General features: G+C 68.9%; 11 protein-coding genes (1 of these 11 only partly in view). 6 read left to right on the top strand and 5 right to left on the bottom strand.

What is annotated here, in order from left to right; genetic code table 11:
* Window positions 1–209: the end of a M23 family metallopeptidase gene (locus tag A3OM_RS0102290; protein WP_051074359.1), read on the top strand. The gene continues 1,825 nt to the left of window position 1, outside the view; 209 of the gene's 2,034 nt are visible here — the last part of the coding sequence; the start codon falls outside the window, past its left edge; it ends in the stop codon at window positions 207–209.
* 11 nt (window positions 210–220) lie between these two features.
* On the opposite strand, the gene gluQRS is transcribed toward A3OM_RS0102290, so the two are convergent.
* The 3 genes from gluQRS to A3OM_RS0102275 all read right to left on the bottom strand — a co-directional run bounded on the left by gluQRS (window position 221) and on the right by A3OM_RS0102275 (window position 3,497).
* Entirely contained in the window at window positions 221–1,087 is an 867-nt protein-coding gene (gene gluQRS / locus A3OM_RS0102285) for a tRNA glutamyl-Q(34) synthetase GluQRS (RefSeq protein WP_018042117.1), read from the bottom strand.
* Window positions 1,084–1,344 carry a hypothetical protein gene (locus tag A3OM_RS0102280; RefSeq protein WP_026175639.1) on the bottom strand — a complete coding sequence of 87 codons (261 nt, stop codon included), beginning with the start codon at window positions 1,342–1,344 and terminating at the stop codon, window positions 1,084–1,086. The genes gluQRS and A3OM_RS0102280 overlap by 4 nt, the downstream gene beginning before the upstream one ends.
* An 89-nt stretch (window positions 1,345–1,433) precedes the next feature.
* Window positions 1,434–3,497 carry an ATP-binding protein gene (locus A3OM_RS0102275; protein ID WP_018042115.1) on the bottom strand — a complete coding sequence of 688 codons (2,064 nt, stop codon included), beginning with the start codon at window positions 3,495–3,497 and terminating at the stop codon, window positions 1,434–1,436.
* 318 nt (window positions 3,498–3,815) lie between these two features.
* Between A3OM_RS0102275 and trpA the strand changes: the two genes are divergently transcribed.
* From trpA to A3OM_RS0102255, 4 genes are all read left to right on the top strand, one after another.
* Entirely contained in the window at window positions 3,816–4,682 is an 867-nt protein-coding gene (gene trpA / locus A3OM_RS0102270; RefSeq protein WP_018042114.1) for a tryptophan synthase subunit alpha, read from the top strand.
* Window positions 4,683–4,764: 82 nt separating this feature from the next.
* Entirely contained in the window at window positions 4,765–5,667 is a 903-nt protein-coding gene (gene accD, locus A3OM_RS0102265; protein ID WP_026175637.1) for an acetyl-CoA carboxylase, carboxyltransferase subunit beta, read from the top strand.
* A gap of 28 nt (window positions 5,668–5,695) precedes the next feature.
* Window positions 5,696–7,021: a folylpolyglutamate synthase/dihydrofolate synthase family protein gene (locus tag A3OM_RS0102260; RefSeq protein WP_018042112.1), complete on the top strand. Its 1,326-nt coding sequence runs from the start codon at window positions 5,696–5,698 to the stop codon at window positions 7,019–7,021.
* A gap of 317 nt (window positions 7,022–7,338) precedes the next feature.
* Window positions 7,339–8,163, top strand: a complete 825-nt coding sequence (locus A3OM_RS0102255; RefSeq protein WP_018042111.1) for a hypothetical protein — start codon at window positions 7,339–7,341, stop codon at window positions 8,161–8,163.
* Between the two features lie 170 nt (window positions 8,164–8,333).
* Here the strand turns inward: A3OM_RS0102255 and trxA are convergent, their stop codons facing one another.
* A complete protein-coding gene (gene trxA, locus A3OM_RS0102250) occupies window positions 8,334–8,654 on the bottom strand; it encodes a thioredoxin (protein ID WP_018042110.1) in 321 nt (106 codons plus the stop codon).
* Between the two features lie 393 nt (window positions 8,655–9,047).
* On the opposite strand from trxA, the gene A3OM_RS0102240 reads away from it, so the two are divergent.
* On the top strand, window positions 9,048–10,322 hold the full coding sequence (locus tag A3OM_RS0102240) for a PQQ-dependent sugar dehydrogenase (RefSeq protein WP_018042108.1): 1,275 nt from the start codon (window positions 9,048–9,050) through the stop codon (window positions 10,320–10,322).
* On the opposite strand, the gene addA is transcribed toward A3OM_RS0102240, so the two are convergent.
* Complete coding sequence (gene addA, locus A3OM_RS0102235; protein ID WP_018042107.1) at window positions 10,312–13,782, bottom strand: double-strand break repair helicase AddA; 3,471 nt, start codon at window positions 13,780–13,782, stop codon at window positions 10,312–10,314. The genes A3OM_RS0102240 and addA overlap by 11 nt on opposite strands.
* Between the last annotated feature and the right edge of the window lie 74 nt (window positions 13,783–13,856).

Raw genomic sequence — 13,856 nt, 5'->3', positions numbered from 1 at the left:
CCACCGGCCTCTCCACCGGCGCGCACCTGCATTACGAGGTCATCATCAACGGCCATTTCGTCGACCCGATGAAGATCCGCGTGCCGCGCGGACGCGAACTCGACGGGCGGATGCTCACCGAGTTCACGCGCCAGCGCGAGCAGATCGAGGCCACGCTGCAGAAATCCCGAACCGGCGTCGCCATGGCCCAGCGCGACGCCCCGCGCTGAGCCCCCTCCCCTCACCCGAATCCGAGCCGGCGGCGGATCTCCGCCGGGGTGACGCCCCGCGCCCTCAGATCGCCGAGGGATTCCGAGCCGCGCGATTTGGCGAGCTTCGTCCCGTCGGGGCCGAGGATCAGGGCGTGGTGATGATAGGCCGGGCTCTCAAAACCGAGCAGGGCCTGAAGCAGGACATGCAGGTCGGTCGAGGCCGCGAGGTCCGCTCCGCGAACCACGTGGCTGATTCCCTGGACGGCATCGTCGACCACCACGGACAGGTGGTAGCTCGTCGGCACGTCGCGCCGCGCGATCGGCGCATCGCCCCAGCGGGCGGGATCGGCGACGTGGCTCGTCTCCACGCAACCGGCGTCGAGGCGGGAAAAGCCGTGCGGCCCCGGAGCCTGCGCGAGGGCGCGGTTCATGTCGAGCCGCCAGCTATGCGGCAGGCCGGCCGCGATGCGTGACGCCCGCTCGTCCTGGGAAAGGAGGCGGCACGTGCCGGGATAGAGAGGCGCCCCGTCCGGATCGCGGGGCGGCTCCGGCCCGGCAGCCGCGATCACGGCGGCGCGGCTACAGAAGCAGGGATAGACGAGGCCACGCGAGCGGAGTGCGTCGACGGCACGGCTATAAGTGGAAAGATGCTCGGACTGACGCCGGACGGAACCGCCGAACGCGATCCCGAGCCAGGCGAGATCGTCGGCGATGGCGGCGATCAGGTCCGGGCGCGAGCGCACCGGATCGATATCCTCGATCCGCAGGATGAGGTCGCCGCCGAGCCGCGCGGCGAACAGCTCGTTCACCAGGGCGGAATAGGCGTGTCCGAGATGGAGGCGCCCGTTGGGGCTCGGCGCGAAGCGAAGGCGGATCGGAACGGACGACCCGGTCATCCCCCGGAATGGCGCTGGCACAGCTCTGCTTTGGGAACGCAGGCGATGCCCGGCATGGAGCAGGCGATCCCCTCCCCGTCGCGCCGGCAGACCGTGCAGCCGTCGCTCCATTCTGCGCAGGACGCATCGGTCGCCGGAGAAACCGGTCCTGAACGCCCGTGCGAGGCGGGCGCGAACGTGCCGATCAGGACGGTGACCACCACGACGGCCGCCACGGCCAAGGCCACGAGACCATCCCTGCTCTGCGATGTCGGCACGGGTGCCGCGGCATCCGATGGTGGCGAGGTTGGTGCGCGCATGGCCCGTGTTCGCTCGCTCGCCGCCCCCTGTCAACGCGAATTGCCTCTCAGGCCGCGGTGACGGCACGGCGTTCGAGGAGGGCGGGCAAAGTCTTGAGGTCGAGGGGTTTTGCCAGGAATTCGTCGAACCCGGCCTCCCGCGCGGCCAATTCGTCCTCGCGACCGGTATTGGCGGTGAGCGCCACCAGCCGGAGCCGCGCACGATGGTGCTCGGCCTCGCTGGCACGCAGCCGCCGCGCCGTTTCCAGCCCATCGATTCCCGGCATGCGGATGTCGATGAGGGCGAGGTCGAACCGGGATGCGGGATGGTCGAGCCGAGCCAGCGCCTCGGATCCGTCCCGCGCCAGAACCACCGTCGCGCCGAGACGCTCCAGCGCCCTGGTGGCCAGCAGGGCGTTGATCGGGTTGTCCTCGGCGAGAAGCACGTGGACGCCCTCCCCCGCGCGCGCGCCGTCCTTGTCCGCCGGGATCGCGCCGTCGTCGGGCACCGGTTTCGGCACGGGGCCGGTCGCTTCGACCCAGGAGCTCGGCGCCAGCAGCCTGTCGAACAGTGAGCGCGCCCGGACCGGCTTGATCAGGTAGCTGTCGAAGCCCGCCGCCCCCGGCGCACCGAATTCCCGCCGATCGAAGGGGGACAGCAGAATGAGGCTGCAGCGCACGCCGCGCCGCCTGGCTTCCGCCGCGAGGCTGCGCACGCTCGCGTCGCCGAGGGCGCGATCGGCGATCACCGCATCGAAGGGCACGCCCGACAGTGTATCGAGTCCGGCCTCGACGGTCGGCACCACCACCGCCGACGCGCCGGATCGGGACAGGCGCCGGGCGAGGAACGGCGCCTGATAGGGAGAATCGGCGACGATCAGGATCTTCCGCCCCTGCAGCGAGACGGGCGGCAGCGCATCCTCCGACGCAGCGCCGACCGACAGGGGCAAATGGACCGTGAAGGTGCTGCCCTGGCCGACGACCGAGCGCGCGTCGATGTGTCCCCCCATCCGCGAGGCGAGGCGCCGGCTGATGGCGAGACCGAGCCCGGTTCCCTCATGGCGCGTGCTGGCGCTGTTGTCGCCCTGCTCGAATTCCTCGAACAGGATCGGGATGCGCGCCGCGGGGATACCCGCCCCCGTATCCGAGACCGCCAGGACGATCTCCTGCGCGACCCATGTCACCGTGACGCCGACCCCGCCCTGATTGGTGAACTTGATGGCGTTGCCCGCGAGATTGACCACGATCTGCCGGACACGGTCCGCATCGCCGATGAATTCGGACGGCACGTCGTCGGCGACGTCGATGGCGATCTCGATGCCCTTATCCTGGGCGCGGGGCGCCAGGAGTTCGACCACGCCTTCCACCACCGCCCGGAGATCGAAGGGTTCGGCCGACAGGTCGAGGCGTCCCGCCTCGATCCGCGAGAAATCGAGGATGCCGTCGATGAGGGTCAGCAAGGCCCGGCCCGACGTGTGCACCGCCTCCACGTAGGTCCGCTGCTCGGCATCGAGGCCGGTCTCGAGGACGAGGTCGGCCATGCCGAGAATGCCGTTCAACGGCGTGCGGAACTCGTGGCTGACGGTGGCGAGAAAGCGCGACTTGGCGACGTTGGCCGCTTCGGCGCGGTGGAGTGCCTCGTCGAGGGAGCGGGCGGATTCGATCCGTTCGGTGATGTCCGAGCCCGCCCGCAGCCATTGCGTGCGCCCTCCGGGACCGGTGACGCGCGTCTCGATGAAGGAGAACCAGCGCGGAATGCCGTCGACGGGGCGCACCTGCATCTCCACGCGGCTGACGCCGTCGGATTGCTGTTGCCGAGGTCCCTGGTCCAGGATTTCGAGGTCCACCGTCGAGCCGAGCAGCGTCAGCGGTTCGACCCCGAAGAGACGCCCGAATCCATCGTTGGCGAAGGTGATGCGCCCTTGCGTGTCCCGCTGGACGATGACGTCGGTGGTCGCCTCAACGAGGGCGCGGTAGCGCTCCTCGCTCTCGGACATCCGCCAGATGCTGTCCTGGAGACGTTCGACCTCGGACGCGTCGCCTGCCGGCCGTCGCAGGCCTCGGGCGACCAGGCTCGCCGTGGCCAGGACCGCGAACAGGGTGATGGCGAGAGCGACCTCCAGGGTGATCATCGACCTCTCCGTGGGGCGGCCCGAGCGGATCGCCGCAGGGCGAACCGCCGCGCAGACTGGCGATGACGCCGAGGTTCCCGCTCCCACTCCATTCCTGTCATTCGCATGTGAGATTGAAGGACGGCTTTCGAAAGGAGCTTAAGGCTTCCTTGCCGCGACGGACGACATCCCTCGCCCCGCATCGGTGCCGTCACGCTCATAGCCGATGCCGGACAGCTTGGCGCGCCGCGCTTCACGGGCAGGCCGCGATGGTGTAGGCGCGACGGCTTGTACCTGGGCCGTCCCTCCCCCGAGGCCAGGCCGCGAGACGCAGGCACCATGACCTTTTCTTCGTCAGAGACCTCTTCGCAGCCGGACACCGCCGGTTCCACGAAGACACGCATCGAGGCCACCTTCGCCCGCTGCCGCGCGGAGAAGCGCGCCGCCCTCGTGACCTACGTCATGGCCGGCGACCCCGATGCCGAGACCTCCCTGAAGGTCCTCCGGGCGCTGCCGCAGGCCGGCGCCGACATCGTCGAGTTCGGCCTTCCCTTCACCGACCCGATGGCGGACGGGCCGGCAATCCAGGCGGCGGCGTTGCGCGCGCTCGCAGGCGGCCAGGATCTGGTCAAGACCCTCGACCTCGTCCGCCGTTTCCGGGAGGACAATTCCGGAACCCCGGTGATCCTGATGGGATATTACAACCCGATCCATGCCTACGGCGTCGACCGGTTTCTCGACGACGCCGTCGCGGCGGGGATCGACGGGCTCATCGTCGTCGACCTGCCGCCGGAGGAGGACGACGAACTCTGCCTGCCGGCGCTCGCCAAGGGACTGGCCTTCATTCGGCTGGCGACGCCCACCACCGACGAGCGCCGCCTCCCCGCCGTCCTCGCGAACACGGCCGGCTTCGTCTATTATGTGTCGATCAACGGCATCACCGGCACGGCGACACCCGATTTCGGTCGGGTGGCCGAGGCGGTGGGCCGTATCCGCAGCCATACGGACCTGCCCGTGGTGGTCGGCTTCGGCGTCCGGACGGGCGTCCAGGCCGCCGCGATCGCCAAGGGCGCGGACGGCGTGGTCGTCGGCTCCGCCCTCGTGGACGTGATCCACCGGGCGGTGGTGGACGGCCGGGACGCCGTCGAGACGGTGAGCGAACTGGTGCGCGAACTGGCCGAGGGCGTGCGCGGCCGGACCGCCTGAGAGAACCACACCGGAACGATCCGTCCGCGAGCCGATCCCCGGCTCATCCGAGACCCCTTCCCTCAAGAACGGTCAGTCGACGATGGTTGAACCCATGAACTGGATCTCGGAGGTCGTGCGCCCCAGGATCAAGACCCTGTTCAAGCGCGAGACGCCCGAGAATCTGTGGGTCAAATGCCCGGATAGCGGGCAGATGGTGTTCCACAAGGAGGTGGAGGGAAACCACTGGGTCATCCCGGGGTCCGAGCATCATCTGAAGATGAGTGCGCAGGCGCGCCTGAAGATGATGTTCGACGAGGGCACCTGGATCGACGTGCCCCTGCCGGAGGTGGCCGCCGACCCGCTCAAGTTCCGTGACGAGAAGCGCTATGCCGACCGCCTGAAGGACGCCCGTGCCAAGACCGGGATGCCCGACGCCTTCAAGATCGGCTTCGGCCGGGTCTCGGGCCTGCCGATGACCCTGGCGGTGCAGGATTTCGCCTTCATGGCCGGCTCCCTCGGCATGGCGGCGGGAGAGGCCTTCGTGCGCGGCGCCGAGACGGCGCTGGACAAGCGCACGCCCTACATTCTGTTCTCGGCCTCCGGCGGCGCGCGCATGCAGGAGGGTATCCTGTCGCTCATGCAGATGCCGCGCACGACGGTGGCCGTGCGCCGGCTGAAAGCGGCGAAGCTCCCCTACATCGTGGTGCTCACCAACCCGACAACGGGCGGCGTCACCGCTTCCTACGCCATGCTCGGGGATGTCCATCTCGCCGAGCCGGGCGCCCTGATCTGCTTTGCCGGGCCGCGCGTCATCGAACAGACGATCCGCGAGAAACTGCCCGACGGGTTCCAGCGCGCCGAGTATCTGCAGGAACACGGCATGGTCGATCAGGTCGTGCACCGGCATGCCCTGAAGGACACGATCTCACGACTCTGCGGCCTGCTGATGAACCAGCCTGCGGCGGCACCGGCCGGCGCGGGCGCCGTTGCCGAGCCGGCCTGAGCCCACACGCTATACGGCGAGCCGATCCATGGATTCCTCCGACGCGCTGATGGCCCGATTCCTGGCCCTTCACCCTCGCACGATCGACCTGTCGCTGGGCCGGATCCAGCGCCTGCTCGAACGGCTCGGGCACCCGGAACGCAAGCTGCCTCCGGTCATTCATGTGGCCGGCACCAACGGCAAGGGCTCGACCATCGCCTTCATGCGGGCGATTCTCGAAGCCGGCGGCCTCGCTGCGCATGTCTACACCTCGCCCCATCTCGTGCGCTTCCACGAGCGCATCCGCATCGGTGCGGTGGGGGGCGGCAGCTATGTGCCCGAAGACCAGCTCGCCGACGCCCTCGCCCGCTGCGAGGCATCCAATGCGGGCGAGCCGATCACGGTGTTCGAGATCACCACCGCCGCGGCCTTCCTCCTGTTCTCGGAGACCCCGGCCGACGTGCTCCTGCTCGAAGTCGGGCTCGGCGGCCGGGTCGACGCCACCAACGTGATCGACAATCCCGCGGCCGCCGTTGTCACGCCGATCGGGCGCGACCATGCGGAGTATCTCGGCGACACCGTCGAAGCGGTGGCGACCGAGAAGGCGGGCATCTTCAAGCGCGGTTGCCCGGCGATCATCGCCGCCCAGGATTACAAAGAGGCGGATTCGGTGCTCTGCCGCATCGCCGAGGAGATCGGAGCCACGCCGATCCGGGTCGGGAACCAGGATTTCTCGGTCCATGCCGAGCGCGGCCGCATCGTCTACCAGGACGAGCTCGACCTGTTCGACCTGCCCCAGCCCCGCCTCAACGGACGGCATCAGTTCACCAACGCCGCCACCGCCATCGCGGCCCTGCGCGCGGCCGGTTTCGGCGATATCGGAGTGGAGGCCATCGAGACCGGCCTCAACAAGGTCGAATGGCCGGGCCGCCTCCAGCGGCTCACCCGCGGCCGCCTGTCCGACATGGCACCGAACGATGCGGAGCTCTGGCTCGATGGCGGCCACAACATCGATGGCGGTCGTATTCTCGCGACGGCGATGGCGGATCTCGGCGAGCGCAGCGACGTGCCGCTGATCCTGGTGGTGGGCCTTCTCGGCACCAAGGACGCGGAAGGCTTCCTGCGCAACTTCGTGGGGCTGGCGCGCCACCTGATCGCGGTCCCGATCGGAGGCCAGATGGCGGCGCGGCCGGCCGAGGAGGTCGCCCAGATCGCCGCCGATGTGGGGCTCACCGCCTATGTGGCCTCCAGCGTCGAGGCCGCCCTGGAGAGCCTCGCCGACATCGCCTTCGAGCGGCCGCCACGTATCCTGATCTGTGGTTCGCTCTATCTCGCGGGCAACGTCCTCACCGCCAACGGTACGCCTCCGACCTGATCGCGTCGGGTGGGAGGCGGTCTCCTGGCGGAAGGCAAGTGATTCTGCCGGACGAGTCCTTGCCCTCGTCGAACAGGGTTACCGCATCGTTTGTCTTGGACAACCATGCCGGACGAGGGTCTCCGGCAGCGGCCGGACGTGACGAACACAGCGTCCTTGCTTAGGATCAGCGGGCGACACATCGCGACAATCCCCGCTTTTCACCGAACCGGCCACACTTGTGGCATCGGATATCGGGTGTGGCTCCTGCGCTACATCTCGGCTGCCCGAAATCGACTAGTTTGATTGTGGATCGGGCAACTCGCTGGGGATCAACGATGAAAAAGCTTCTCACCTCTTTCGCGGCCTTCACGGCCCTCACTGCAGCGGCAACCGCCGCCGACCTTCCGCGTCGCGCTGCGCCGCCGGTCTTCGTGCCGGTGCCGGTGTTCACTTGGACGGGCGCCTACTTCGGTATCAACGCCGGTTACGGCTTCGACGCCGGCAGCGACAGCAACCGTTACGCCCTGCCGGGTGGTTCGGTGCTGAACTCCTTCACCCGCACCCCCGTGGTCGTCTCGACCACCGGCGGTAACGAGCTCGAAGGCTTCGTTGGCGGTGGCCAGGTCGGCTACAACTACCAGTTCACCCCGGGTTCGGGCCTCGTCGTCGGTCTCGAAGCTGACGCCCAGTACACCGACTTCGGCAACAAGAGCCGCTCCGTGACGGGCACCATCAGCCCCGCCGCCGGCGCTTTCACCAGCCCCACCTCTGTCCGCATCCCGGGCAATGAGATGAACTTCTTCGGCACGGTTCGTGGCCGCGTCGGTTACGCCTTCGACCGCGTCCTGTTCTACGGCACCGGCGGCTTCGCCTACGGCGACGGCGGCACCGGCCGCGACGACTTCCGCACCGGCTACACCGCTGGTGGTGGTATCGAGTACGCCATGCCCGTCGACTCGTTCCTGAACTTCTTCCGCTCGTCGGCCGTGACGCTGAAGGTCGAAGGTCTGTACGTGAACCTCGAGAACAAGGGTAACCCCTCGGAGCGCTCGGTGCTGAACCCGAACGGTTCGCTCGTCCTCAGCCGCTCGGTCACCGCTCGTGAGAGCGAGTTCGCCGTCGTCCGCGCCGGTCTGAACTACAAGTTCGGCTCGTACTAAGCCGATACGTCGCAACGTCGACACAGGTCTCGAAACGGAGAAGCCCGGCCTCATGGCCGGGTTTTTTCGTTTCCGAACCATGGTCCGCACCGGCCGGTGCGCACCACCGGACATAAAAAAAGCCCGGCCTTCCGAGGCCGGGCTTTTTCACGATGGTCGATCGCCAGCGTTCAGGCGCTGGCCTGGATCCAGCGGGAGAGATCGCCCTTCGGCGCCGCGCCGACCTTCTGGCTGGCGAGTTCACCGCCCTTGAAGATCAGGAGGGTGGGAATCGAGCGGATGCCGTATTTGGCGGCGATACCGGGATTCTCGTCCACGTTGACCTTGGCGATCTTCACGCGACCCTGCATGTCGGCCGAGATCTCTTCGAGGGCCGGGCCGATCTGACGGCAGGGGCCGCACCATTCCGCCCAGAAATCCACGACCACGGGCTCGGCTGACTTGAGAACGTCCTGCTCGAAGCTCGCGTCGGTCACTTTTACCGTCGCCATTGCGATCCCTTTCCCATTGCACGGTCGGCGAGACGAGGCCTGCGCCGGCTTGAGAGCGAGAGTTGGCGACGTGAACCGGGACGGTCAAGGCGTAAGATGCCAAGGGCGGGACAGCCGTTCGATTCTCGCATGCATCATCCACCGCTCTTCATCCACCGCGCTTGCGCGGGACCGCCCCGGCCGCCTGTCCCCCGCATGATTCTCCTTGCCCCTCGCCAAAGCCGTCGCTTCGCCCCATCTCCCAGCGTGACCGGTAATCCTCGCGGCGAGCGTCCCAGCACGCATGCCCATGACGAGCCGGTGCCAAACGGGCTCGGCCGCCATCCGGCGATCGAGCCCCGAAACAGGCCGAGAGCCGGTGCCCTCAACGCCGGCCATGGAGGACATCACCACGTGACGCGCATCTCTCCGACCTTGCTTGCCTCCTTCGCCGCCCTGAGCCTCGGCACCGGTGCGTTCGCCCAGGATGGCAAATCCGGAACGCCTCAACCGCGGATCGGGGGCGAGTCCTTCGCGGCGCCCCAGAACGAGGCCACGGGCGGGGAGCCCGCCGAAACGGCGCCCGCGAATACGGGCTACAAACCCCTGCTGCCCAACCAGACCCGTGCACCGAAGCCCCTCGAGGCCACCAAGGTCCAGAGCACCGTGGTCGCCAAGGGCCTCGACAGTCCCTGGGCCATGGAGTTCCTGCCGGATGGCCGCATGCTGGTCACGGAGAAGGCCGGGAAGCTGCGCATCGTCGCAAAGGACGGCACGGTCGGCCAGCCCATCGCCGGCGTGCCGAAAGTGGATGCGCGGGGCCAGGGCGGTCTGCTCGACGTGGCGCTGAGCCCGAGCTTCGTCTCCGACCGTCTGATTTATGTCAGCTACTCCGAGCCGCGCGACAAGGGGAACGGCACGACGGTCGCCCGCGCCAAGCTCATCGAGGAGAAGGACGGCGGTCGTCTCGACGAGGTGAAGGTCATCTTCCGCCAGACGCCGTCCTATGAGGGCGACAAGCATTTCGGCTCACGCCTCGTCTTCGCGCCGGACGGCAAGCTGTTCGTCACAGTCGGCGAGCGCTCGGACAAGGGACCGCGCGTCCAGGCCCAGGACCTCACCAGCGGCCTCGGCAAGGTCTTCCGCATCGACACCGACGGCAATGCGCCGAAGGACAACCCGTTCACGGGCGGCGAGAAGGCCAAACCCGAAATCTGGTCCTACGGGCACCGCAACATCCAGTCCGCCGCCCTCGATAGCCAGGGGCGCCTCTGGACCGTCGAGCACGGCCCGCGCGGCGGCGACGAGCTCAATCGCCCCCGGCCCGGATTGAACTACGGCTGGCCGGAAGTGACCTACGGCATCGAATATAGCGGCGAGAAGATCGGCGAGGGAAAGACCCAGGCGGGCGGCACGGTCCAGCCGGTCTATTATTGGGATCCGGTGATCGGCCCGTCCGGCATGGCGCTCTACACGGGCACCCTGTTCCCCGCCTGGAAGGACGCCTTCCTCGTCGGTGGACTCGTGAGCGGCGGCATCGTCGCGTTGAAGCTCGACGGCGACAAGGTGGTCACCGAGGAGCGCATCCCCCTCGATCACCGTATCCGCGACGTGAGGGTCGCCGGCGATGGCGCGGTCTATGCGGTGACGGACGGTCCGGACGGACAGATCCTCAAGCTCACGCCGTAATCGCGGTGTGAGCCGGGCGGGAGGAGAGTGAGGCGAGCGCCGACGCGATGTCGGCCTCGCCAAGATGGCGGATGACCGGACCGGACGTCCAGACCAGCAACGCTTCGACGGGACGCCCCGGATAGATGTCCCGCAGGAGCGCCACGTAGAGGGCGATCTGCGCCGCCTCGTCTTCGGGAATGGGAGCACGGTCGGATGGCGGCCGGCTCGTCTTGAAATCCGCCACGACGATCCGTTCGGGGCGGATACTCAGGCGATCGACCCGTCCGAAGACCGGTCGCGACACGCCCCCGACGCCGACATGCCCCGAGATCGTGACCTCGGCCCTCGCGTCGCCGTCGAAGAGCACGGCGAGGGCGGGATCGTTCACGAGGTTCAGAACATCCGAAACCAGCCGGTCCTGGTCCGCCGCCGGAAGCGACGGCGCCCGCGCCTTCACGAAGGCGGAGGCCGCGCTCGCTCGCTGATGGGGATCGAGGCGCGGAAGATGTTCGATGAGTGAGTGGATCAGGATGCCGCGACGGCGGGCTTGCGGGTTGGCCTGCCGCCTCGGCACCGTGCGCTGACCATCCGCGGCGCCGAGCGCTCCGGAGGGGCTGACCGGCGGCGCCGCCTCGACCTCCGACCCCGCCGATGTCCTCAACCATCCGGGGATCGACGATGCTGCTTCCGAAGGGGGCGAGGAAGCGGCCACAGCGGGTCGTACAAGCCCGTCCCGCCATAGCAGCACCGGACCGTAGGCGGCCTCGAGGGATTCGCCCGGCCCGAACGCCTGTTCCAGCCCCTTCCGGACCATCTCGCACCAGGCGGTCTCGCCCTGCTCCTCGTGACCGCGATACGGCGCCAGGGTGAGGCGATCGGCGGCACGGGTGAGCGCCACATAGAGGAGACGGTTGTGTTCCTCGCGGGCGCGGGCCTGATGCGCCTCGCGGGCGTCGGCGACGGCCTGCGTATCCTGGGACTTCGATCCGGCCCAGACCGGCGGCATCGCCTCGTCACGCCCCCCCGGCATGGCGAGCAGATGCGGATCGTTGCGCCCGAGGGGTTCGCAGCCGTCGATCATGACGACGACGGGGGCTTCCAGCCCCTTGGCGCCGTGAATCGTCATCACCCGGACCTCGTCGCGGCCGGATTCGAGATCGCGCTTGACGGTCAGACCATTGGCGCCCCGTCCCGGAGCGATGTCGTAGCGGGTGAGGAAGCCGTCCAGCGAGGGAGCCTCGGAGGCCTGCTCGGCCTCGGCGGCCTTCATCAGGAACACGTCGATGGCATCCCCCGCCTCGCCACCGAGGCGGGAGACCAGCCGCATCCGCCCCTCATGCGGCCCGAGCAGGCTCGCATAGAACCCGAAAGGCCCATGCCGGGCCGCCAGGTCGGACCACAGGGTGAGGGCCTCATGCCCCCGTATCGCCGCCGGGTCGCCGGCCGCGGCATGGCGGGCCAGGGCGTCCTCCAGGGTCTCGCTCTCGTCGCGCCGGGCGGCGATGCGGACGAGGTCGTCGTCGCCGAGCCCGACGAGAGGCGTCTTCAGGGCGCCGGCCAGGGTGAGATCGTCGGCGGGCAGCAGGCCGGCGCGGCCGATGGAGACGAGGTCGTTCACCGCGATATGGGCAGTGATGTCCAGGCGGTCCTGGCCCGCCACGGGGACGCCGCAGACCTTCAAGGCACGGATCACCTCCTCGAAGGCGGCGGAGCGCTTGCGCACCAGGATGAGCACGTCGCCGGGACGCCACACGCGCCCGCCTTCGTCACCGGTGGTGGTCCAGGCCTTCACCGCCCGCGCCACGCGCCGCGCCGTGACGATGGAGGGCGCGTTGGCCTCCGGTGCGTCCACCGGGGCCGCCCAGGCGTCGGGCTCCTCCTCCTGCGCCGGAACCTCGATGGGCCAGATCTCGACCACGCCCGGCGCGTCCCGCCGGGCCGTCTCGTGCGTCGTGCCCACGGCCGCGTCGTCGAAGGACAAGCCCTGGTAATGCTCGGGGACGGCGAAGGTGGCGTCCACCGCGCGCAGGATGCCCTTCGTCGAGCGGAACGACACGTTCAGCGTCACGTCCTCGAAGGCGAGGCCCGCCTGCTTCGAGGCCGCGCGCCATTCGCGATGCACGGTCGCGAACTCGCGCGGCTCGGCCCCCTGGAAACTGTAGATCGACTGCTTCGGGTCACCCACGGCGAAGCGCGTGCGCAGCCCCTCGCGAGCGCCCTCGCCGCTGGCGAAATCGGCCGTGATCCGGCGCAGGATGTCCCATTGGCGCGGGTTGGTGTCCTGCGCCTCGTCCACGAGGACGTGATCGATGCCGCGGTCGAGCTTGTACAGGACCCAGGCGGCGTCCACCCGCGAGAGCAGATCGAGGGCCTTGTGGATCAGGTCGTCGAAATCGAGGGCGCCGAGGCGCGCCTTCTGACGCTCGACCCGCCGGTGGATCTCGGCGACGAGGACGAACATGGCCTGCGTCCGCTCCAGGGCCTTGGCCGCCCGCAAGGTGTCGAACAGGGGATCGAGCCGGTCGCGTTCGGCGAGGAGCGCCTCCTTAACCTCCGCCGGGATGTCTTTCGTGCCGAGACTCCTGTCCGCCTTCGGGGTGCCCTTCTCGGTGAAGAACACCGACCGGTAGAGGTCGAGCCGGGCGGCAGCCTCACGGGTCGCCTCCGCCGCGACCAGCCTGTCGGCGAGCCCCTCGTCTGTGGATTTTCCGGTGCGCAGGCGCTGGGCGAGGCCGCTCCAATCGTCGAGCCCCCCGGTGAGGATGCGGTCGAGGACCGTATCGGCCGTCTCGCCGGCCGAGAGGCCGAGGGAGCGCGACAGGGCGGCGAGGGGTCCGGAGAGACCGTCCGTCCCGTCGAACGTCGCTTGCGCCCGCATGGCCGCGCGCAGGATCGCGCGGAGCGTATCGCCCGTGGCCTCCGGGCCGACCCGGTCCCAGGCGGAGCGCAGATCGGGGTTCCGGCCGGTCATCGCCAGGGCGAGAACCCGGTCGGTCTCGGCCGCGAACAGGTCGGCGGCCTGGTTCTCGTCGAGCACCTGGAAGCGGGCGGGCACGTTGGCCTCGAACGGGAACATGTGCAGGAGCCGCTCGCAGAGGGCGTGCAGGGTCTCGATCTTGAGGCCGCCCGGTGTCTCCACGGCACGGGCGAACAGGCGCCGTGCCGCCTTCAGGGTCCGGCGTGCCGGAGACTCGCCGGTCAGTTCGGTGAGTTCGGCGGTGAGCGCGGCATCGTCCAGTGTGACCCAGCGGCCCAAGGTCCGGAACACCCGGATCGACATGTTGGCGGCGGCCGCCTTGGTGAAGGTAAGGCAGAGGATGCGGGCGGGCGGCGCCCCGTTCAGCAGCAGGCGCACCACCCGGTCGGTGAGGACCTTCGTCTTTCCCGCCCCCGCATTGGCGGAGACCCAGGCCGAGGCCAGGGGATCGGCGGCGCGGCGCTGGCTCGCCTTGGTGAGATCGTCGACGACGAAGGGCAACCTGTCTGCTCCGGGCTTGGCTCCCTCTCCCCATAGAGAAGGATGATCGCCCCGCCAAAGCACCCTATGTTCGG

The organism is Methylobacterium sp. 88A (assembly GCF_000376345.1).
Lineage (GTDB): Bacteria > Pseudomonadota > Alphaproteobacteria > Rhizobiales > Beijerinckiaceae > Methylobacterium > Methylobacterium bullatum.
The sequence above is the reverse complement of the archived record's forward strand: the minus strand, read 5'-3'. Positions and strand labels throughout refer to the sequence as shown.